We start from the raw sequence: 22,373 nt of genomic DNA, 5'->3' as shown, positions 1-22,373 counted from the left end.
ACCAGATGGGTCATAAACAGGCTCTGATATTAAGGTGGAGCATTGTAGGAGAGTGTTGCATTGGCGCAGTCAGACATCACAAAAGAACAAAACAAACAGGCGCGCAACCTGTTGCGCAGTATGTTTGATGCTGCGGTTAGCGCGGCTGATCCTTTCAAGGTATTGGCAGAATATCTGCCCCAAAAACCCAAAGGCCGCTGCATTGTTGTGGGGGCAGGCAAGGCGTCTGCCGCTATGGCTGCTGCGCTGGAGGCGGCATGGTCAGATGTGCCTTTGCAAGGCGTTGTGGTCACGCGGGATGGGCATGCTGTTCCAACGCGCCACATTACAATTCTGGAAGCATCCCATCCTGTGCCAGATGCGCGGAGTGAACAGGCAGCACATGATATCTTGCAGGCCGTAAAAGGGTTGGGGCCAGATGATCTTGTTCTTGCTTTGATATCCGGTGGAGGGTCTGCGCTTCTGGCTTTGCCGGTAGCAGGCATCACGCTGGTAGAAAAACAGAACATTGGCCGCCAGCTTTTGCATTCTGGCGCAACAATTTCTGAAATGAACACAGTGCGTAAGCACTTATCTGCCATTAAAGGCGGCAAGCTGGCTGTGGCAGCGGCTCCTGCGCAAGTGGTTACGCTTGTTATTAGTGATGTGCCGGGAGATGACCCGGCAATTATTGCCAGCGGCCCCACTGTGCCAGATGCAACAACACCTCAAGATGCTTTGCGTATTCTCAATAAATACAATTTAGACGTGCCCGATACTGTTCGTCATGTTTTGGAGAACACCACCACGGCAGTTTCGTCCCAGCACTCTGCCAATGCAGATAATCGGGTTGAAATGATAGCAACTCCTTTTATGGCGTTACAGGCCGCAGCCGAAGTGGCGCGTGCAGCAGGAGTGACCCCTTTAATTTTAGGGGATGCGCTGGAAGGCGAAAGCTGTGTCATGGGTGTGGTGATGAGTGGCATTGCCCGTTCTGTTCAGGCACACGCTGTGCCTGTTCGTGCTCCGGCTGTTTTGCTAAGTGGCGGGGAAACAACGGTAAGTATTCGCGCAGGCACAAAGCCGGGAAAAGGCGGACGCAATACAGAGTTTTTGCTCTCTTGCGCGCTGGCTTTAAATGGTCAGGCAGGCATATGGGGCTTGGCGGGGGATACAGATGGTATTGATGGCACGGAAGATGCTGCTGGTGCTATATTTGCCCCGGATACATTAGCCCGTGGTCTGCAAAATGATGTAGCTGCCGAGGATTTTTTGAAACAGCATGACAGCTACAGTTTTTTTGAAAAACTCGATGACCTTATTAAAACAGGCCCAACGTTAACAAATGTGAATGACGTGCGCCTGCTTTTGGTGCTTTAGTTCTGTTTAATCATCAAGTGCACGCGCTACTTCGCGCCGAAGGGCAGGAATGATTTTTTCCTGAAACATGGGGGTTTTGCGCTCCCATGCTCCGGTGCGCCATGATGGGTGGGGCAAAGGAAAATATTGCGGCAGAAAATCCTGAAAATGCTCTGTGCGTTCGTATACTTTGCCTTTTCCCAAAACGTAATTCTGGGCATAAGACCCAACCAGAAGTGTTAGCCGAAGGTTGGGCAGCAAAGCTAGAATACGTTCTCGCCATAGGTTGGCGCATTCCGGTGGTGGTGGACGATCACCACCTTTAGGCAGTACGCCGGGGTAACAAAGCGCCATAGGTAAAATGGCTACACGGTTGGAATCATAAAAAGCATCTCGGCTCATTCCGAGCCATCCCCGTAGCCGATCTCCCGAGGCATCATTAAAGGAAATACCGGTTTCATGCACACGTGTGCCCGGGGCTTGCCCGGCAATAAGTAAACGTGCGTGAGGGGAAACATGCAAAACAGGCCGAGGGCCTAGCGGTAACTTACGCGCACAGGCTGTGCATTGCCGGATTTCTTGCACCAAACAGTCCAGTTGTGTTTCAACATCACTGCTTTCCGCAGAACTTGGCGCGTGCCATTCCAATTTTGTTTGAGTGTGGATCATTCTGTTGAAATATGTGGGGATGATCCGTTCGCTTACAATGCAAACAATATAAAAAAGCGCCGTAGTGTTGCCACTACGGCGCTTTGTAACCAGCCCATAAAAGTAGGGCCGGTTATTTAAGCAGAAGCTTTACTGTGCTTCATCCACACCAGCATGTGTCTGCGGTGCGAAGGTCCAGCCAGCGCCGTAAGGCTGCGGCATGAAGAGGCCCCATGTAGCGGATTCTTCAGTTGCATTAGCCCAACCCGGTGTTGGCAGCGGCGTATGATCCAGACGGAGTTTCTGGATATCTGCTGCTGTCGTGTTAGCCGGTGCGCGGTTACCCCATGCAGAACGGATGAAGTTTACAACATCTGCAATCTGCTGGTCAGACAGGATGTTTTTGTAATCCGGCATGGCCACAGCAGAAGGTGCCCAGTTGGTGGGGGGCAGAACGCCACCATCAACAACAATATGAGCAACAGATGTCGGGTTGTCGGAAACAACAACCGGGTTACCAGCCAGTGGCGGGAACATACGGGCTACACCACCACCATCATTACGATGGCAGATAGCGCACTGTTCCACATATGTTTTGGCGCCAGCATTGCCGGAGAAGTTGTTGGAATCCAGCATCTGAGCCGTAGAGGCATCGTAGCTGTAATCACCACGTGCAGGCGGAACCGGCGGCAGGGATTTAATGTATTTCACCATGGCGTGCAGATCTGCATCGGTGAAGTACTGGGTGCTCCAGCCAACCACGTCTGCCATGCCACCAAAGGCTGCTGAGTGATCAGTACGACCGGATTTCAGGAACAGGAACAGATCTTCATCAGACCAGCGACCAAGGCCCAGAACCGGATCGTTGCGCAGGCTTGGGGCAATCCAGTTGTCGATTACGCCACCGCCGCCAAGGAAGTCTGGCCCACCAGATGCATCCAGCGCTTTTTCCTGCATACCAAAGCCGCGCGGTGTATGACATGCACCACAGTGGCCAGGGCCGGTTACAAGGTATTCACCACGTGCTGTTTCAGCATCTGTGCCGGGTGCCGGAGTGAAATCCTTCGGAGCCGGTGCAAATACAGAGCGCCAGATGGACAGCGGCCAACGCATGGACATTGGCCAAGAAATATCAGTTGCGTGATTTTTCTGCGCAATCGGCTGCACACCATGCATGAAATATGCATACAGAGCCTTCATGTCATCCTGCGTCATGCGGGCGAAGGATGGGTACGGCATTGCTGGATACAGCGTAGCGCCATCCTTACGCACGCCATGGCGCACGGCTTCATCAAACTCTTTAAATGTGTAGGTGCCAATCCCGTAAGTAGGGTCTGGCGTGATGTTGGTGGAGTAAATTGTGCCGATGGGGGTCTTGATGGAAAGACCACCAGCATATTTCTGACCATTTAGGGATGTGTGGCAAGCCACACAATCCCCCAGACGAGCAACGTACTCGCCCTTCTTGATCAGATCTTCATCAGCGTTCTGTGCATGCGCTAGGGACGTTCCCGCAAGAAGCCCGACAGCGACTGCCCCCAGGGCAGCTTTTAGCCTGTTAATCATCATTTTTACCACTTATCGCCTGTGTGCTGAATGACGTCGTAACTCTGCCGAGGCATTAGGGGTTAATGCCAAGTGTCGGGTTTTTGGGAATGTTCTTGTCATTCTTCCGAGCATCCACTTCACGCTGATACGTGTCGTTTGCTCGTTTGATCAGATACTGACGGATAGCTTCAATTTCATCCGGCGTCATGCTGGTGTCAAAGCGATCCATCCCGTAAGCCGTCAGCGCACCGCGACCAACTACGTTGTAGAAAGCATCCTGGTGGCGGATAGCACCGGCCCAACGCAGATCAGGCAGCATACCTGCGCCTTCACCGTTATCACCATGACAGGTCTGGCAGTAGGTCTGATACTGGAAGTAACCATTATCAACGACCTTCTGGTCATACTGTGCAGGTGGTTTTACGGGCAGGAAGCCACGGTTGTTCAGAGCCGGTAGTTTGGCTTTGCCATCCAGAGAGAACGCAGCAATGTAGGAGTGGTTAACTGTCCAGCCAGAAGTACGGCCTACGCCACCCATGGAAATCGGGTAGATGCCGCCCCAGCCCACTTCAACAGCAACATACTGCTTGCCGTTGACGCTATAGGTCATAGGCGGAGCGATAATGCCGCTCTGTGCGTCAAACTTGTAAAGATCGCTACCGTTTGTGGCGTCATAGGCGTGGAATTCACCATTGGCCAAGCCCTGGAACAGAAGATCACCGCCGGTGGCCAGAACGCCGCCGTTCCACGGACCTTTGTGGTCAATCTTCCAGACCGTTTCCATCTTGACTGGATCCCATGCCAGCAGCCAGCCGTGCAGATCCTTAATATAAGCGGTACGTGCTTCTGGGGTGTCAGGCAGACCATTCTTGGTCATGTCCAGACCAACGTTCCAGGAATCCGCATGCGGCTTAAAGCCACCAACCTGGTTTTTATAACCAAACGGAATCTGATGAGCTGGGATATAGACCAGATGCGTTTTGGGGCTGTAAGCCATGCCCATAAAGTTATGTGCACCCAGTGGGCCAGGAATACCGTACCAGAACTTGCCGTTCAGGGTGTACAGACCATCTGGGTTGTAGATCGGGCGACCTGTCAGCGGGTCCAGACCGTTGGCCCAATTCTGGTAAACGTAGTTTTTGCCAGACAGGAATTCACCAGTCTTGGCATCCAGAACGTAGAAGAAGCCATTTTTAGGAGCATGCACGATCACGTGGCGCATTTCGCCATTCACTGGCATGTCCAGTGTCATGATCTGCTGAACAGAGGTGTAATCCCACTGATCCATTGGGGTTGCCTGGAAGTGCCAGACATATTCACCCGTTTCAGGCTTCAGGGCGACAATGCTGCCCAGGAACAGGTTGGAACCAATGCCTTCAGAACGGTATTTATAGTTCCAGGGGGAGCCGTTACCAACAGCCAGGTAGATCAGGTCACTGACCGGATCATAAACCAGAGAATCCCATACGGTGCCGCCGCCGCCCTGACGTACCCAAGCGCCTTTGGGGCCCCAGGTTTTGTAGGCTTTGCTCATCAGAATATTGTCTGATGCAGCGTGATCAGGTTCGTTCTTGTTGTTCGGAACGGTGTAGAAGCGCCATTTCAGCTTGCCGGTTTCGGCATCAAAAGCGGAAACAAAGCCACGGGCACCAAATTCAGCACCACCGTTACCAATCAGCACCAGGCCTTTTGCTACGCGTACCGCGCCATCCACTGTGTAGGAGCGCTGCTTGCCCAAGGAGGCATCGGCTGGGATGGTGTTAACTTCCCAAACCTTTTTACCGGTTTTTGCATCGGCAGCGACCAGACGGCCGTCAAACGTGCCCCAGAAAACCTTGCCGTTCCAATAGCCTGCACCACGGTTAACCGTATCACAGCAGCCTTTATCAGCAATGTTGCCGGGCACTTTGGGGTCATACTGCCAAAGCAGCTTACCTGTGGCAGCGTCCAGCGCTTCCATTTTAGACCAGTTGGTTGTGGCATACATAATGCCATCTACCACCAGCGGGGTTGCTTCCTGCCCGCGGTTGGTATCCAGCGTGTAGTACCAAGCCAGCTTAAGATCACCCACGTTGGAGCGGTTGATCTGATCTAGGGGGCTATAGCGCTGTTCGCTGTAAGTGCGACCATAAGAAAGCCAGTTTTCGGGGTGATCATCTGCATGGATGATAGCTTCCCCCGTATTACCCTGACCGTCAGCGCGGGCAGGGACTGCCGCGTAAGGCAAAGCAGCGGCACAGATTGTTCCGGCCGCGAGAATTCCTAGCAGTGAACGTCTCTTGGCGGAGGCGGGGCGGGTCATGCGTTCATGTCCTCGACTATTATATACGGTGAGGAAAAAGATAGCCGGCAGGCCGGTTTCTCACACAACAGCCAAGGGGAACGCTGTCTGTCAATCACGGGGAAGGAATAGCAGCTTCCATTCTGCGGGATAATTTCCCGTGCTTACAGGCCTGTAGAGCCGGAAATTATGCTCACAATCAGGTTATGAAAGGCGCTTACAAATCTTGTTATAACAAGTGTGTGGGTTCTATGCAACCTGATGTAAACGCATAATCGGCCAGAAGTTCCATATCTGTCGTTTCACGATTTTTCCAAGAACTGAACAGGGTGAATTCATAAACCTCGTCCTCTGGTGCACGTAGACTGTGGTGGATGCGCAACCAGTTATGGACGTCTTCTGGTGGAACAGTTGAGATTGTGCCTAGTGGCACGCTGAGTGGGTGGCAGATACGCTTTACCTTCAGGCCTGCTTGCTGAGTCTGACGCCTGATTTTCACGGAAAGGTGATCGCATACGGCAGATAGAATCTTGGCCGTAAGAATGATTCGCTCGCCTTGCTGCACAACGTCCAACCCGGAGTGGACAAGTGTTGCTGGAGTTGATGTCTGGATAGAGAGCAGCCCCGCATCCAGATTCTCCATGATGTCTGGATCAGAGGTTTCTCCCATGATCACCAGTGGAAGAAACAGGAAGGGTTCGGGTTCCCATTCCCGATTGGGGAAGAAGGTCTGAATTTGCTGAAAGAATTCCAGCATGGGGGCGGGAAGGCGAATTCCGGCAATCAAAAACATAGCTGGTACTTTATTCCTTGGCTTGTGATGGCCGATTTGTGGGGGAGCGCGTTATATGAAGAGATAAAAACCAGGCAGGAATAAAGCGCCCTGTTTTTGACCTGATTCTTTGTAACCCTTGACGACAGGGCAGGGCAGCCACAAGTATTAAGCAAAGCCGGCCTGTCCGGACAAGGAGAGTTAAACACCATGTCGTTTAGTCACGACTACCGATCCCCCGCTACGCCCACAGACTGGAATGCTCAGGCAGCCAATCTGGATGCTGGGCTGCGGGCCTATATGCTACGCGTTTATAACTGGATGGCATCTGGCCTGCTGCTTACCGGTATAGTGGCATATGTTATTGCCAACACAAGTTTGAGCCATCTGTTTTTTCAGGTGGTACAGGTACCGGGTGGCTTGGTGCCGCGCCCAACATTGTTGGGTGATGTGGCTATGCTTTCGCCATTGGCATTTGTGCTTGTTATGTCCTTTGGTTTGAACAAGCTTTCCCTACAGGGGGCGCAAGCGCTGTTTTGGGCGTTTTGTGCCACCATGGGCGCTAGCATGGCCAATATATTCGTTATTTATACAGATACATCTATTGTCCGGGTGTTTCTGGTAACGGCCTGCATGTTCGCTGCAACGTCTTTGTGGGGATACGTTACCAAAGCCAATCTATTGCGCTTTAGTTCTTTCCTGATGATGGGGCTGTTTGGGCTGTTGATTGCTGGCTTGGTGAACCTGTTCCTGAAGAGCCCGGCTTTGTACTATGTGTACAGCATTGTGGGTGTTTTCATCTTTACAGCGTTCAGTGCATTTGATGCGCAGCGTATTCGGATTACTTATCCGCAGCTTGCTGCGTATGAAGGCCCGGAAATGACAGCTAAGCGCAGCGTATATGATGCGTTGAGCCTGTACCTGAACTTCATCAACCTTTTTCAGTTTCTTCTACAGTTTATGGGCGTAAGAAACTCCAACGATTAATTTATACAGGAGTCGGCATGGGGCGTAAGCTCCACCGGTATGCTCGAAAAGAAAACCCAGCCTCTCAGAGGGCTGGGTTTTTTTGTATGGGAAGGTATGCCCTGAATGAATGGCGGCATGTTTGCCCGGAATGCGTACCAAAATAGGCCGTTATCTTGATTCAAGATTTTGTAACGAAAATGTGAGATAAAATATTTTCGCATAACGGCATGAAATCGAAAGCGAAATTGTATTTTCCAGAAAAATAAAGAAATATTTTGAAATATTTCGTGAAGTTGTTTGCCTCTGTTTTTATCGCACCAGAGTACCCATGCCGCACCGCCATATCAGCTAACCTGATTATGACGAAAGGCTGATGGAACTTTTCCGACATTTGAGAATCTGCGCTTTAGGAATAAAGTGCGCGCAAGGTGTTTTCGCGCTCCGTTCATTCTGTCACCAGCACGATATGCCGTGTTCCTTGTGTTTATGAAGGAAACAACGGTCTGATATGTGTTTGTGGTAGATGGGGAATGTTGAAACGCGGTTTTTCTTGCTGTTGTCAGGCTTCTATGGCAGCAGAACAAAGAGTCTTAGTGAGGCTAATTTGATGTCAGAACCAAGAGGCGTGCGATGAAAAACAAGTTACTGGCGAGAGTGGCGCGATTGGGCGGCCTATCGTCAGCATTGCTGCTTGCCGGGTGTGAACTTGATGTTCTCGACCCGAAAGGCCCGGTTGGTGAAGGGGTTAAAACCCTAATTGCCACCTCCACAGTCGCAATGCTGATTGTTGTGATTCCGACCATCCTGCTGACGCTTCTGTTTGCCTGGCAGTATCGCCAGTCTAACACGAGCGCCGAGTATCTGCCGAAGTGGTGCCACTCCAACAAAATTGAAGTGATTATTTGGGGCGTGCCTTCCCTGATTATCCTCTTCCTGGCAGTGATTACCTATCAGACCTGTCATTCTCTGGATCCGTATAAGCCACTTGAAGCAGAAGCAAATACCAAGCCTCTGCACGTTGAAGTGGTGGCTCTGGACTGGAAATGGCTGTTCATCTACCCAGAACAGGGTATTGCAACGGTCAATCAGCTGGCCATTCCGGTCAATACCCCGATTGACTTCAACATCACCTCTGATTCCGTGATGAACTCCTTCTTCATCCCGCGTCTTGGTTCCATGATCTACGCAATGGCAGGCATGCAGACCCAGCTTCATCTGCTGGCGAGCGAACCAGGCGACTATCTGGGTGAGTCTGCCAACTACAGTGGCCGTGGCTTTTCTGACATGAAATTCCACACGCTTGCTGTAAGCGGTGATGAATTCAATGCCTGGGTTGAAAAGGTGAAGTCTTCTTCCGAGCAGCTGGATAGCCAGACCTATCCGAAACTTGCTGCCCCAAGCGAAGCGAACCCCGTCGAGTATTTCGCGCATGTTGAACCCGGCATGTTCAACACGATCGTTGCCAAGTACAACAATGGCATGGTCATGGACAAAAGCACTGGCAAGATGATCCAGGTGCAGCAGTCTGCGATGTCCGACATGAATATGAAGGAATAGGATCTATGCTAGGGAGACTATCGCTCTCGGCCATCCCGTTGGATGTGCCGATCCTGGTAGGGACGTTCATCGGCGTTGTCATTGTCGGTGTCGCGGTACTGGGACTTATTACGTATTACGGTAAGTGGGGCTACCTCTGGAAAGAGTGGTTCACTTCTGTCGATCACAAGCGTCTAGCCGTGATGTACATCATCCTGGCACTGGTCGCTCTTTTCCGTGGTTTTGCTGACGCTATCATGATGCGTACTCAGCTCGCGCTGGCGTATGCAGGTAACCCAGGCTATCTACCACCACATCACTATGATCAGATCTTCTCCGCTCACGGAACGATCATGATCTTCTTCCTGGCCATGGCGTTCATGACCGGTCTGTTCAACTTCATCGTGCCTCTGCAAATTGGTGCGCGTGACGTTGCTTTCCCGTTCCTGAACAACCTGAGCTTCTGGATGACGGCTGTTGCGTTTATCCTGGTGAACGTTTCTCTGTTCATTGGTGAATTCTCGCAGTGCGGCTGGCTGGCATATCCGCCTTTGTCCGAAAATCAGTTCAGCCCTGGCGTTGGTGTTGATTACTACATCTGGGCCGTTCAGATTTCCGGTGTTGGCACGCTGCTGACCGGTGTGAACTTCTTTGTAACCATCGTGAAGATGCGCGCTCCGGGCATGACCTGGATGAAAATGCCTGTTTTCACATGGACAGCTTTTTGCGCTTCCATCCTGATCATGGTGGCCTTCCCTGTTCTGACGGTTGCTGTTGCTCTGCTGGGTCTGGATCGTTACTTCGGGATGCACTTCTTCACCAATGATGGTGGGGGCAACCAGATGCTGTACCTGAACCTGATCTGGGCTTGGGGCCATCCGGAAGTTTACATTCTTGTTATTCCTGCCTTCGGTGTGTTTTCGGAAGTTGTTCCTGCATTTTCCGGCAAGCCGCTGTTTGGTTACAGCACCATGGTTTATGCAACCTGCTCCATCATGGTTCTGTCCTTCCTGGTATGGGTTCATCACTTCTTCACAATGGGCGCTGGTCCGGACGTGAATGCCTTCTTTGGTATCGCGACCATGATCATCTCCATTCCTACTGGTGTTAAGCTGTTTAACTGGCTGTTCACCATGTATAAGGGCCGCATCCAGTTCCATGCCTGCATGTACTGGGCTGTTGGCTTCATGATCACCTTCACCATCGGTGGTATGACTGGCGTTATGCTGGCTATCCCGGGTGCTGACTTTGTTCTGCATAACTCCCTGTTCCTGATTGCTCACTTCCATAATACCATTATTGGTGGTGTGTATTTCGGTTACATCTGTGGCATGAACTTCTGGTTCCCGAAGGTGATGGGCTTCAAGCTGGATGAAACCTGGGGCAAGCGCGCTTTCTGGTTCTGGTTTGTTGGCTTCTATTGTGCATTCGTACCGCTCTACATTGTGGGTTTCGAAGGCATGACCCGTCGTTTGAACCACTACGACAATCCGGCATGGCATCCGTGGCTGCTGGTTGCTGAAGTTGGTGCAGTGCTGGTTATGCTTGGTATCGCTTGCCAGCTTACACAGCTGTATGTTTCCATCCGTGACCGTAACCTGCCGCAGAACCGCGACGTGACAGGTGACCCATGGAATGGCCGTACGCTGGAATGGTCCACGTCTTCCCCGCCGCCGGTATACAACTTTGCTATCGTTCCTCATGTGCACGAACTCGATGCGTTCATGCATGATAAGGAAAATGGTATTGATACCCGTCAGGCTGGTGCTCAGTACGAAGCAATCCACATGCCCAAGAACACCTCTTTGGGGCTGGCTTGTGGTATCTTCTCCCTGATCTTCGGTTTTGCTGCGGTTTGGTACATCTGGTGGCTGGCTGCTATTGGTCTTGTTGGTGTTATCGGTTCGGTAATTGCCCGCAGCGCTGATAAGGATATCGACTACTATATCCCTGCCGATGAGGTTGCCCGGATTGAAAACGAGCACACCCGTAAACTGATGGCACAGGCAGCTGAATAATATGGCACAGAACACAACTGTTCAGACCGCAGGCCACGACGAACATCACCACGAATCTCCGGTGGTGTTCGGGTTCTGGGTCTATCTGATGACGGACTGCATCATCTTCGGCACGCTTTTTGCCGTGTTTGCAGTTCTGCGTAACCAGTTTAACGGTGGCCCAACCGGCCACGAACTGTTCGAATTTGGTGGGCTTGGGCTGGAAACAGCCCTCCTGCTGGTTTCGTCCATCACTTATGGGTTCGGCATGATTGCCGCCCATAAAAGCCAGGTTTCCAAGGTTATCCTTTGGCTTGGCGTTACCTTCCTGCTGGGCCTTGGCTTTGTGGGGCTGGAACTGCGTGAATTTGCGCACATGATCGCAGAAGGCGCCGGTCCGGATCGCAGTGCATTCCTGTCTGCGTTCTTTACGCTGGTGTCTACTCACGGTCTGCATGTCACGTGTGGTCTGATCTGGATTGTTACCCTGATCGTTCAGCTGATGGGTACGACTGAAATTCCGGAACGTATGATGAATAAGCTCACCTGCTTGAGCCTGTTCTGGCACTTTCTGGATATCGTCTGGATCTGCGTTTTCACCTATGTCTATCTGGCGAGCATGATCTGATGAGCAATCCGCATACATCCTCCTCAGGCGAGAGCCACGGTAGCGTATCTTCTTACATTATCGGGTTTGTTCTTGCCGTCGTTCTAACGGTGCTGTCGTTTGGTGTGGTGATGAGCCATAGCCTCTCGCCAGCAGGCACTCTGGCTGCTGTTTCAGCTCTCGCTCTGGTTCAGGTTCTGGTGCATCTGCACTACTTCCTGCACATGGGCGGAGATTCCGAACAGCGCTGGAACAACATGTGCTTTGTTTTCACCGTTGCTTTTGTGGCCATCCTGATTGTTGGTTCGGTGTTCATCATGAACAACACCGCACTGCACATGATGTCCCGCTAATATGGTGATGTTTCTACCGCCGCGTTAAGTGGCGGTAGAGAGCAAGCTGAAAAAAGCCCCTGTAGCTATTATGGCTACAGGGGCTTTTTTATTGGGTATTTTCTTGGCAGGGCATGCGGGGCATCTCGCGCCAGCACATTATGCAGTCTCTGGGGAAAGCAGAGGCAACCCAAGGTGAGGTGTAGGGGCTGGGTACAAAAAAATGGTGCCAGCCTCAGGCTAACACCATTTCTCCAAACCTTAGTAAATAAAGGTTCTCAGTCTTTCTGCGGATCGGGGGAAAGCAGCTCTGTTTTGTTAGGCTTGTCTTTCCATTCTTCCGCATCAGCCGGGGGCGTGCCTTTGCGCGTAATGTTTGGCCACTGGGTAGCATATTTTGCGTTGATTTCTGCCCACGCTGCTGCACGGTCGTCGCTATCAGGGAAAATGGCTTCGGCGGGGCATTCAGGCTCACACACGCCGCAGTCAATGCATTCATCTGGGTTGATGACCAGAAAGTTTTCACCAGCGTAGAAGCAGTCAACGGGGCAGACTTCCACACAGTCCATGAATTTGCAGCGGATGCAGTTTTCAGTGACCACGTAGGTCATTGCCATCTCCGAAAATATCTGGCGGTGGAGGAGGGGCTCTCACCGCGTGGGGTCAGATGGCAGTACCTTTATATAGAAGCCTGCCACCAAGGATGGCGCAGATATGAGGTGCTTTTGCCCTAATGGCAACCCGCCTGTGTAAGGAGGGCAGCTTTCTTTTTACAACAAGGCTAAGGTTGATAGTGTTGCCGAAGCGTTGCCAGCACAGCAAAGGGGCTGTTGTGATTATATTTTTCTGGCTGAACTCTACCTGTACGCTTTTTTGAGTGTTTCCGATTTTTTACAGTTTTCTGGGGGATAATCAGAAAAGGAGCAGGTGGGCCAGCATGTGTATCCGGTAAAATCTGGGGTTTTTGTACATGCAGCCCAAGGCTACGCAAAATGCCCGGAAGAATAGCCTTTTTCACACCTAGCCGAGAGGCAAAGAAATTCGGAATCTGCCGTGATCCGTGTGAAATCAGAGCTATAGATTCAGCATATAGTGCAGCAGCAATATCGAGTCGGATCAAGGTGCCCCCAGAAATAATCCATCCAAGCTGCATCAGGAGAGATTTCTGCGGCGGTGTGAGCAAAGCGGGTAAAGGGGCCGAAACAGCACCTGTGCGGGGTAGTTCTGGTAAAACAATGCCAGAATGTAAGCTTAACAAAAGGGCCCGCAAAGCCATGGAGCTAGGGCGCATTATTTTACTACAAAAAACAGTGTTTTTTTGTTGGGCAATATGAAGGCGCTTTAGCATGTGTCTGGCACGTACTGGCAAAGCGGAAAGGTGCGACACCTCGGCCACACCTCCGTTTTCGACCAGCATATGCACCATACCGCGGAGCAATGGCTGATCAGCCACTACTTTTTCTGCATGAAATAAGGGTGCCAACTCTTTGCGGATATGTGCATCAACAAAGGCAGCCAGTCGTTGCCGGATTTTTTCTTTCTGTCCAGGTTCCAGAAATTCTGCCTCACGCACTTCAATAACTGGGTGCAGCACATCTGCTCCGGCTTGCAAGCGCGCAATGGCATCTTTCTGCCAGCTGAGTACGCCATTTTGCAGGCTCAGCGTTATTTCCGTGTCTGGTGCCTGCAAAAACTGGGAAACACGATAGGGTATCTGGTTACGTGCCGCCCGACGTGCCGCTTTGAGAATAAGTTTCTGGTCAGACTGTGCGGCTTCAGGGTCTGGGGTAAAGCTAAAGCCCCGCATATGGCCTACTGCATGCCCTTCTACACTTACTTCACCCGTGTGAGTAATGGCAGAAAGCAAAGGGGTGGTGTCTGCTTCTTCCAAGCGCCGTGCCAAACTAGCGGCACGTTTATCTACAAAGCGTGTGGTCAGGCGTTCATGTAATGCGTCGGAAAGAGCATCTTCCAGCCTTAGGGTATGGTTTCGCCAGTGCGCAGCGTTTTCGACCCAATCTGGTCTGGCCGAAACGTAGGACCACGTGCGAATACCCATAAGACGCTGCATCAGGACATCAATATCCCCCTCCAGCTGTTCCAGATTGGCAAGGCGAGATTTCATCCATGCGGAAGGCAGGTGTCCTTTTTGGGCAAGCAGGATGAAAATCTGCTCACACAGCCGGATATGGCTGTCTTCCCCCAGTTTGCGAAAATCCGGAATCTGGCACACCTCCCACAACAACTGGGTGCGGGCAGGCGTATGGGCTAATTTTTGCACTGTAGCATTCTGCATCAGTGCAGACAGCGCCAGTAAATCGGATGCCGGGGCGGCAGATTTCAGGCATCGGTCAGGAGGTTTTTGGCATAAGCTGGCGTAAAGCGTGCTGGGAGAGGTAAAATTGAGCTTGCTGTTACGCCACCACAAAAACGGCAGCGGCTCGAAATGGTGGGTTTCAATGGCCTCTACCATTCCTTCCGGAAAAGGTGGACATTCTCCGGTTGTGCCAAAAGTGCCATCCTGTGTGCCTCGGCCTGCGCGGCCCGCAATTTGGGCCGCTTCTGCTGGGGTTAGCAGTCGGTTTCTGTATCCATCAAACTTGCAGATATTGGCAAAGGCAATGTGCCGGATATCCATGTTTAGCCCCATGCCGATAGCATCGGTTGCAACCAGATAATCCACTTCCCGGTTCTGGTAGAGGGCAACCTGCGCATTGCGGGTGCGGGGTGAAAGCTGGCCCATTACCACAGCACATCCCCCGCGTTTACGGCGGATAAGTTCTGCAATGGCGTAAACTTCAGCTATGGAAAAAGCCACAATGGCCGTGCGCGCTGGCAGGCGGGACAGGCGCATGTGCCCCGTATATGTCAGGTTGGAAAGGCGGGGGCGTGTGTCTATTTCTATGTCACGAATCAAGGTTTTGAGCAGAGGTGCGATGGTTTCTGCACCCAAAAAAAGGGTCTCAGATCGCCCGCGCGCATTTAAAAGCCGATCTGTAAAAACATGGCCGCGTTCGGGGTCAGCACATAGCTGAATTTCATCTACGGCTACAAACTCTACCTTACGGTCAGATGGCATGGCCTCTACCGTGCAGGAAAACCAGCGTGCCTGAGGTGGGATAATTTTTTCTTCACCGGTAATCAGCCCAACGGAGCGCACGCCTTTAAGTTTAACCATGCGTTCGTAATTTTCACGCGCCAGCAAACGGAGCGGAAAACCGATCATGCCAGAGGAATGGGCTAGCATGCGTTCTAGCGCCAGATGTGTTTTTCCGGTGTTGGTGGGGCCCAAAATGGCCCGCACGGGCGCATCGTCCGGCATAGATGCGTGATGAGCGGCAGCAGCCATACGGCGGGAAGAAACCATCATACAAACATCGTCTGCTGCTGCGTGTGGAAAAGCAAGCCATCAGATGCCATTATCCTTGCAGAAGGAAATATGCTGACGGGTAATTCGCCTGAAAGCGAAGGGAGAAATGTCATGCCTGTTCGTGAAGCCGATTGTCTGGTTGTGTCTCGCCGAGGAAGTAAGGTGCGCACTGTTCATGCTGTTCGCCCATCGGAGCAGGCAGTTTTAGAGACATGGGTAGGGGAACAGGCAGCGGCTTTTGCAGAAAGTTGTGGCTTTAAAGCTCTTCCCGGCCAACTGGTTATGGTGCCGGATACAAACGGGGTGCCAACAGCGCTATTTGGCGTGCCAGAAAAGGGTGTGGTTGACCCATTTATTTTTGGGGCTTTGGCGCAAGAATTGCCGGACGGAGACTGGCGGGTGGAAGCGCCGGATGACATTGCGCGGCATGATGTGATTTTAGGCTTCTGCCTTGGAGCATATCAGTATGGTTTGAAATCTGCATCCGCCAAAAAACCAACAACACGATTGGTGGTCACGGCGCAGGAACGTGCAAGCGTGGCATCGGAAATGGCACGTTCCATCTGGCTTGCGCGTGATCTGATTAATACACCAGCCAATCTGTTGGGCCCGTCTGATCTGGCACGAGCAGCCAAAACAGTGCTTAAGGAATTTGGTGCTGATGTGGATGTTATAAAAGGAGCTGCGCTGGATAAAGCCTACCCTTTGCTGGCGCATGTGGGCAATGGGTCAGATCGCGGCCCACGTGTGGTGGTAGCGCAATGGCATGGCAGCACGGCAGATAAAAAAGCACCGCTGATTTCTTTGGTCGGTAAAGGTGTGTGTTTTGATAGCGGCGGGTACGATCTTAAACCCTCCAGCGGTATGCTGCGCATGAAAAAGGATATGGGTGGGGCCGCAACAGTTCTGGCGCTTGCCCGCCTGATTATGACGCAGGATTTGCCTGTAAGGCTGGAATTGCGGCTTGGCTGTGTGGAAAACAGCGTTTCCGGGCATGCCATGCGCCCGTTGGATGTGGTGCGTAGCCGTTCTGGCCTTACAGTAGAGATTGGCAATACAGATGCAGAAGGCCGTCTGGTTTTGTGTGATTTGCTGCATGAAGCAGGAGAGCAGAACCCCGATCTGCTGTTGGATGTTGCAACCTTAACAGGGGCTGCCCGTGTGGCTCTGGGGCCAGACCTGCCCGCCTTGTTCTGTAATGATGAGGCCATTTCTAAGGTATTTTTGGAAGCAGGGCAGCAGGAAGCAGACCCCATGTGGCGCTTGCCTTTGTGGCAAGGGTACCGGGAATGGTTGGGAAGTTCTGTTGCAGATATCAGTAATATTTCATCAAGACCTACGGCGGGCGCGATTACTGCCGGATTATTTCTTGAACGATTTGTAAATCCAGATCAGCGTTGGGTGCATATCGACAGTTATGCATGGAATGACAGTTCCCGCCCCGGACGGCCAAAAGGTGGCGATTCTCCTGGGGTTCGGGCCGTTTTTAAAGCTATTACGCAGCTTTTTTGTGAAGAGCAGGATACCGCTGCCATAAAGCTGTCATAAAAGAAGGGAGAATGTGTTCTTATTAATACTTTAAAAGAGTCGTTTCGCCTCCTATATGAAATCTCAAGGGGATTCGTTCCGTAACAGGAAGCGGGAATATGTCGCTTTATCTTGAGAGACCAAGATAAGGCGTGCAGCAAAAGGAAAGTGAAGCTTATGCCTCAGGCAGCAGAAAAAACAGAGGATCTGGCCAAAACCCTGCGGGATACGATTGTATCCTTGGTGCGTGGAGATGCTCCAGATCTGTCCGCTCGCCAACTGGCAGTGTTTTTGACATGTTATCTGGATGAAACCGGCCATACCGTACGTGGTCTAGCTGCCAGCCTGAATGTTTCCAAACCGGCTATTACCCGCGCTTTGGATCGGTTGAGTGAACTGGATCTGGCCCGCCGTAAGGTAGATCCGTTGGATCGTCGTTCCGTACTGGTGCAGCGTACGCCTAAAGGTGCTGCTTACCTAAAGGAAATTCGCACCATTATGGGCGAAACTGTAGAAAATGCAGCACGCAAGGCTCAACGTTCCGCAGAGCGTGAGCCAGCAGCTCGGCGTGTGCGCCGTGTGATGGCTGCCTAAGTTTTTGCTGGTTCAACCAGTTTGAAACTTTTGTAGGAAGTAAGCGTTTTTTCTTCACGGTTTTCTGAAAAGCCTGCTGTTTTGTATTCTAAAGCAGCAGGCTGATTTTTCGGCCAGACCAACAAGAAGAAAGGAACGTTCCATGCGGTTTTCTTCATTTTTTGCCGCAGCTGTGCTTGCGGCATCGGCCAGTTTTATTCCTGTCGCCCATGCTGAAGATGCCATGGGGTCACCCACTGCTACGGTTACTATTACAGCGCGGTCAGCCGATCTGGGAGTAGGCTATACATGGGGTGGCGGCAGACTGCGTTACGGCGGTAAAACGTACAAGTTTTCTATTACCGGCGGCACAATTGCGGCTGTTGGTTATTCTAAAATTGAAGGAAAAGGCACCGTTTATAATCTGCATCGTTTGTCAGATTTTAATGGTACTTATGGCGCTGCTCATGGTGAAGCAACGCTGGGGCAAGGCTTGGGTGGCGCTGTTCTGGAAAACAAGAATGGCGTGCGTATCAAGATTGAAACCATTTCTCAGGGCGCACGGCTTGCAGGTTCTGCACAGGGGCTGACCTTGACGCTGGAAAAATAAAAGATTGCAGTTACCACGCGCCAACAGGGTGTTGGCGCGTGCGTAAAATTGCAAAGCCTGTCCATATAAGTTGCGGCACGCATACAAGTATAAAAGCCGTTATGCTTCCTGCTGTTACAGGCATAGGGGCCACAAAACAGGCTACCATTATCCCCCAAAGTGTGAAGGCCCATTCCATGCAAGAAATGGCGGCGGCATATATGCCGCTTCGGTGGAGCACCTGATACAAATGCCCACGATGCGCCTGTACCAAGGAATGTCCGGCCAGTTTGCGGCGAATCAGCGTGAAAATAACATCATAAATCAACGGAAACAGCAGCGCAGGTCCCACAATCCACCCAGAGGGAAGTGCAGAATGTGCTGCGGCATACAGGGCGGCAGCACCAGCCAGTAGTCCACATCCTTGGCTTCCTACGTCTCCCAGAAAAATGCGGGCATTGGGGAAATTAAAAGGCAGAAAACCTGCCAAACAAAAAGCCATAAGCAATGCTGGCCAACGTAAAGTTGGTACGCCCAGATAAGTAGCTGCGCCGGCTATACATAGTGCTGCAAGACATAAACAGCCAGAAATCAGCCCGTTTAATCCATCCATGAAATTAACGGCGTTCGTTATAAATATCAGCCATAATACGGAAAGAATGGCCCCAAAAAGCGGTGTGGGCCAAGGCAGAGTAATGCCTCCGACCACAATGATGCAGGCAGCGGCGCATTGCGCTGCAAACTTAATGGTGGGGGGCCACTGATAAATGTCATCAAGCCATGAAACGGCACATAGCAAAAGGGTAGCCGTAGCCAGCGCGCAGGCGGGGAGGGAAAGAAACCGCTGGCCGGTAACATACATAAGCACCGGTAAAACAGCCGCAAAAGCAAGCATTACACCTATGCCGCCTCCTTTGGGGGTGGGGGTATCGTGGGCACTGCGATGCCCCGGCGTATCCATAACGGCAAGCCCGATCATGCCCCGCACAATGAAGGCGGAAAGAATGCAGGCACCTAAAAGGCAGAAAATTGCCACACAGGAAAAAGAAAAAGACATGAAAAGACAGTCGTCCGGTTGAGCCGCTTCTAGGATGGCAGGTGCTACGCTATAGGTGCAAGATAATGGCATCACAACACTCTCAGCCCCTACACCGTAATCCGCGTCTGCGCCCTGTAAACAGGATAGCCGTAAATATCGTGCTGGATGGCGTATTGGCGGCACTTGCTGCACCTCTGGCGCGGTGGCTGGCGGCCCCGCAAGATGGATTGCTGCATCCACTCTGGTTTCTGGCTGGGGGGGCTATCACGCTGCTTGTCAGCGGGTTGCCATTCCGTATGCCACAGCAATATTGGCGGTTTTCCGGTGTTTCAGACCTTCTAGGTATTGCTGGAGCCTCCATTGCCAGTTCCGTGCTGTTTTCATGCGGGCTTGTGGCAGTGGGCTTTCCGTTACCTAGCCTGACCTTTCCCATTATTTATGCGTTGGTTCTGCTGGTTATGCTGGGCGGGTTGCGTGTGGGGTATCGTCTGGCGCACAGAATAGCCCTTCGCCGGGCCAACCTACGGCGAGTGGTGTTGATAGGGGCAGATACGGTTGCAGATCTGTATCTGCGTGCGCTGGAGCGTAACCCAGAGGCAGGGATTCGTGTTGTAGGGCTTGTGGCCTTGGGCACGCATCAAGCAGGCCGACGCATCCACAACGTTCCCATTCTGGGGCATGTGGAAGATATTGGTGCCGTTTTAGATCGGTTGGCCAAAAACAATATGCTGCCCGAATCCTTGGTGGTGACAGATCCTTCCTTCCGAGGTCGTGCTCTTACCAATGTGCTGGATGCGGCAGCGGTGCATGGTATCTCAGTATTGCGCACGCCCGCTTTAACAGATCTTACCCCCGCAGAGCGTGTGCAACTACGGCCTGTACCATTGGAAGACTTGCTCAACCGCCCCCAGGTGCCACTGGATCGGGAAGGTATGGAACGGCTGGTGGGCAACCGCACCGTTCTGGTTACGGGGGCAGGGGGCACTATTGGTTCTGAACTGGTGCGGCAGATTGCTCTGCTTGGCCCTAAACGCCTGATTCTGCTTGACCATGGCGAGTTCGAGCTGTGGCAGATAGATGTGGAACTTGCAGATTGTGCCCCTCATGTGCCGCGAGAAGTGGTGGTGGCCGATGTGCGGGATGAAGCGCGGCTTGATGATGTGATGGCGCGTTTCCGTCCGGAATTGGTGTTTCATGCCGCAGCGCTGAAGCATGTGCCTATTGTAGAGGCAAACCCGGCTGAAGGATTGTTAACCAATGTGCATGGTACGCGTGTTGTAGCCGATACGGCATCTCGCCACGGGGCGCAGGCCATGGTGGTGATTTCAACAGACAAGGCGGTGAATCCCTCCAGCCTGATGGGCGCATCCAAGCGAGCGGCAGAAATGTACTGTCAGGCGTTGGACGTGCGTGCCCGTGCATCGGGCAAGGCAAATGCCATGCGGTGTGTTACCGTGCGCTTTGGGAATGTTTTAGGGTCTACTGGTTCTGTTGTACCATTGTTCCGCCGCCAGTTGGAACGTGGTGGCCCACTTACCGTCACACACCCTGAAATGCGCCGATATTTCATGACAGTGCCAGAAGCGGTGGGGCTTGTGCTGCAAGCCAGTGTGCGCGGCATGCGTCATACAGATGGCTCTGGCACCGATGACTTACTGCGGCATGGCGGTATTTTTGTGCTGGATATGGGAGAACCTGTCCGCATTGTAGATCTGGCCCGGCAGATGATCCGTATGGCCGGTTTGCGCCCTGATGAAGATGTAACCATCCGTTTTACGGGCTTAAGGCCCGGTGAAAAACTGTATGAGGAACTGTTTCATGGCCGGGAAGCCCCAGTGCCAACCGATGAACCCGGCCTGCTAATGGCAACGCCCCGGCTGGTTGATCTGGAGCAGATACGCCAAGAGGTGGATCAGATTACGGCCTATGCGCGAGAAGGTGATGTGCAGGCTGCTTTGCGTATTCTGGCATTGCTGGTGCCGGAATTCGATCATAACCCAGCAGGAGAGGTGCGTGCCCTGGCGCCAGAATCTGCGGCGTCTGGTGCTATGGCGGCGGGTGTTGTACACAGCGGACAGGCGCAGGCCGATGGCAATGAGCAGGTGGCATTATGAACGGTTCACAAAACAGGCCTATCGCTTTTCTTGATCTCGCAGCCCAGCAAAAACGGCTGGAACCCGCATTGCGGCAACGGTTGGAAGCCGTTCTGGCGCATTGTCGCTTTGTAATGGGGCCAGAGGTTCTGGAGCTGGAGCAGCGCTTGGCCCAGTGGTGTGGCGCGCAAGAGTGCGTGGGTGTTTCCTCTGGCACAGATGCTTTGCAGATTGTGATGATGGGGGAACAGATTGGCCGGGATGACGCTGTGTTCCTGCCCGCGTTTACCTATACCGCCACGGCGGAAGTGCCATTGGTGTTGGGTGCCACGCCTGTTTTTGTGGATGTTGACCCACAGACCTTCCAGATTGACCCAGAGCACCTGCGCAAGCGCATTCGTGCCGTGCGGGAAGCTGGCAAACTGAAACCACGCGCCATTGTTGGGGTGGATCTGTTTGGCCAGCCTGCGCCGTGGGCAGAGTTACGGGCCATTGCGCAGGAAGAAGACCTTTTCTTGCTGGCTGATTGTGCACAATCCTTTGGAGCAAAGCTGAATGGTGCGCCCTTGGGGCGGGAAGCCACAGCAACAACGCTATCCTTTTTTCCATCCAAGCCTTTGGGTGGTTATGGGGATGGCGGTGCTATTCTGACGGATGACCCGGAGCGCGCAGCCCTTTATCGTTCCTTGCGTACACATGGCGAAGGCACAACCCGGTATGAGGTGTTGCGCACCGGTATGAACGGACGGCTGGATACTCTGCAAGCCGCTGTACTGCTCGCCAAGTTGGATGACTTTGCGCGAGAACTGACGCGGCGTGAGGAAATTGCCTGCCAGTATGATGCAGGCCTGAAAGATGTGGTGCAGGTGCCTGCGCGCGTGCCAGATAGCCAGAGCGCATGGGCCATTTATTCCGTGTTGCTGAAAAACAGCGCCGAGCGTGAGCAGATGCAGGCCCGCCTGAAAGAACAGGGGGTGCCATCAGCAATTTACTACCCGCTGCCGCTGCATAAACAACCAGCCTACCGGGATCATCATGATGGTACGGCGTTGCCTGTTTCAGAAGATTTGGCACAACGCATTCTGGCGTTGCCAATCCATCCGGAACTGACAGATGAAGAAGTAGCCCGCGTTATTGCTGCGGTGCGCGGGTAA

The 22,373-nt window shown here is 52.4% G+C and carries 19 protein-coding genes; 11 read left to right on the top strand and 8 right to left on the bottom strand.

Translation table 11 applies throughout. From position 1 onward, the window contains the following. The first annotated feature begins 120 nt into the window (after positions 1-120). Positions 121-1,359 (top strand): glycerate kinase, encoded by a 1,239-nt coding sequence (locus tag FKW31_RS02815; RefSeq protein WP_150177580.1) that lies wholly within the window; start codon positions 121-123, stop codon positions 1,357-1,359. A 6-nt stretch (positions 1,360-1,365) separates the two neighbouring features. On the opposite strand, the gene FKW31_RS02810 is transcribed toward FKW31_RS02815, so the two are convergent. The 4 genes from FKW31_RS02810 to FKW31_RS02795 form a co-directional block, all read right to left on the bottom strand. Next, complete coding sequence (locus tag FKW31_RS02810; protein WP_193562027.1) at positions 1,366-2,007, bottom strand: uracil-DNA glycosylase family protein; 642 nt, start codon at positions 2,005-2,007, stop codon at positions 1,366-1,368. Between the two features lie 129 nt (positions 2,008-2,136). Then, complete coding sequence (locus tag FKW31_RS02805) at positions 2,137-3,555, bottom strand: cytochrome c (RefSeq protein ID WP_035353914.1); 1,419 nt, start codon at positions 3,553-3,555, stop codon at positions 2,137-2,139. Between the two features lie 52 nt (positions 3,556-3,607). Next, positions 3,608-5,836: a PQQ-dependent dehydrogenase, methanol/ethanol family gene (locus FKW31_RS02800; protein ID WP_150177550.1), complete on the bottom strand. Its 2,229-nt coding sequence runs from the start codon at positions 5,834-5,836 to the stop codon at positions 3,608-3,610. 208 nt (positions 5,837-6,044) lie between these two features. Next, entirely contained in the window at positions 6,045-6,608 is a 564-nt protein-coding gene (locus FKW31_RS02795) for a hypothetical protein (RefSeq protein WP_089178357.1), read from the bottom strand. 189 nt (positions 6,609-6,797) lie between these two features. On the opposite strand from FKW31_RS02795, the gene FKW31_RS02790 reads away from it, so the two are divergent. The 5 genes from FKW31_RS02790 (at position 6,798) to cyoD (ending at position 12,049) form a co-directional block, all read left to right on the top strand. After that, a complete protein-coding gene (locus FKW31_RS02790; protein WP_150177548.1) occupies positions 6,798-7,574 on the top strand; it encodes a Bax inhibitor-1/YccA family protein in 777 nt (258 codons plus the stop codon). Between the two features lie 612 nt (positions 7,575-8,186). Next, complete coding sequence (cyoA, locus tag FKW31_RS02785; RefSeq protein ID WP_006116679.1) at positions 8,187-9,113, top strand: ubiquinol oxidase subunit II; 927 nt, start codon at positions 8,187-8,189, stop codon at positions 9,111-9,113. A 5-nt stretch (positions 9,114-9,118) separates the two neighbouring features. After that, positions 9,119-11,110 carry a cytochrome o ubiquinol oxidase subunit I gene (gene cyoB, locus FKW31_RS02780; RefSeq protein ID WP_006116680.1) on the top strand — a complete coding sequence of 664 codons (1,992 nt, stop codon included), beginning with the start codon at positions 9,119-9,121 and terminating at the stop codon, positions 11,108-11,110. Position 11,111: 1 nt separating this feature from the next. After that, the gene (gene cyoC, locus FKW31_RS02775) at positions 11,112-11,717 is read left to right on the top strand and encodes a cytochrome o ubiquinol oxidase subunit III (protein WP_006116681.1); all 606 of its coding nucleotides are present in this window, start codon (positions 11,112-11,114) and stop codon (positions 11,715-11,717) included. Further along, entirely contained in the window at positions 11,717-12,049 is a 333-nt protein-coding gene (gene cyoD, locus FKW31_RS02770; protein ID WP_003629825.1) for a cytochrome o ubiquinol oxidase subunit IV, read from the top strand. The genes cyoC and cyoD overlap by 1 nt, the downstream gene beginning before the upstream one ends. Before the next feature lie 257 nt (positions 12,050-12,306). Here the strand turns inward: cyoD and fdxA are convergent, their stop codons facing one another. Both fdxA and FKW31_RS02760 read right to left on the bottom strand, forming a co-directional pair. Then, positions 12,307-12,639 carry a ferredoxin FdxA gene (fdxA, locus tag FKW31_RS02765; RefSeq protein ID WP_035353955.1) on the bottom strand — a complete coding sequence of 111 codons (333 nt, stop codon included), beginning with the start codon at positions 12,637-12,639 and terminating at the stop codon, positions 12,307-12,309. 170 nt (positions 12,640-12,809) lie between these two features. Beyond that, on the bottom strand, positions 12,810-15,350 hold the full coding sequence (locus tag FKW31_RS02760; RefSeq protein ID WP_193562031.1) for a helicase-related protein: 2,541 nt from the start codon (positions 15,348-15,350) through the stop codon (positions 12,810-12,812). Between the two features lie 9 nt (positions 15,351-15,359). Between FKW31_RS02760 and FKW31_RS02755 the strand changes: the two genes are divergently transcribed. Then, on the top strand, positions 15,360-16,946 hold the full coding sequence (locus FKW31_RS02755) for a M17 family metallopeptidase (protein WP_150177544.1): 1,587 nt from the start codon (positions 15,360-15,362) through the stop codon (positions 16,944-16,946). Positions 16,947-17,102: 156 nt separating this feature from the next. Then, positions 17,103-17,519 (top strand): MarR family transcriptional regulator, encoded by a 417-nt coding sequence (locus FKW31_RS02750; protein ID WP_035353907.1) that lies wholly within the window; start codon positions 17,103-17,105, stop codon positions 17,517-17,519. Here the strand turns inward: FKW31_RS02750 and FKW31_RS15965 are convergent. Next, positions 17,516-17,677, bottom strand: a complete 162-nt coding sequence (locus FKW31_RS15965) for a hypothetical protein (RefSeq protein WP_162870728.1) — start codon at positions 17,675-17,677, stop codon at positions 17,516-17,518. The genes FKW31_RS02750 and FKW31_RS15965 overlap by 4 nt on opposite strands. On the opposite strand from FKW31_RS15965, the gene FKW31_RS02745 reads away from it, so the two are divergent. Beyond that, positions 17,662-18,108, top strand: a complete 447-nt coding sequence (locus FKW31_RS02745) for a hypothetical protein (protein WP_150177542.1) — start codon at positions 17,662-17,664, stop codon at positions 18,106-18,108. The two genes, FKW31_RS15965 and FKW31_RS02745, sit on opposite strands and share 16 nt — an antisense overlap. A gap of 10 nt (positions 18,109-18,118) precedes the next feature. Here FKW31_RS02745 and FKW31_RS02740 read toward each other — a convergent pair whose 3' ends face one another. Beyond that, on the bottom strand, positions 18,119-19,216 hold the full coding sequence (locus FKW31_RS02740) for a UDP-phosphate alpha-N-acetylglucosaminephosphotransferase (protein WP_150177540.1): 1,098 nt from the start codon (positions 19,214-19,216) through the stop codon (positions 18,119-18,121). On the opposite strand from FKW31_RS02740, the gene FKW31_RS02735 reads away from it, so the two are divergent. Both FKW31_RS02735 and FKW31_RS02730 read left to right on the top strand, forming a co-directional pair. Further along, a complete protein-coding gene (locus FKW31_RS02735; protein WP_035353902.1) occupies positions 19,210-21,240 on the top strand; it encodes a nucleoside-diphosphate sugar epimerase/dehydratase in 2,031 nt (676 codons plus the stop codon). The genes FKW31_RS02740 and FKW31_RS02735 overlap by 7 nt on opposite strands. Continuing rightward, positions 21,237-22,373, top strand: a complete 1,137-nt coding sequence (locus FKW31_RS02730; protein WP_150177538.1) for a DegT/DnrJ/EryC1/StrS aminotransferase family protein — start codon at positions 21,237-21,239, stop codon at positions 22,371-22,373. The genes FKW31_RS02735 and FKW31_RS02730 overlap by 4 nt, the downstream gene beginning before the upstream one ends.

This window comes from Acetobacter sp. DmW_136 (assembly GCF_008690365.1).
Lineage (GTDB): Bacteria > Pseudomonadota > Alphaproteobacteria > Acetobacterales > Acetobacteraceae > Acetobacter > Acetobacter oryzifermentans.
This window is presented reverse-complemented; position numbering and strand designations above follow the sequence as displayed.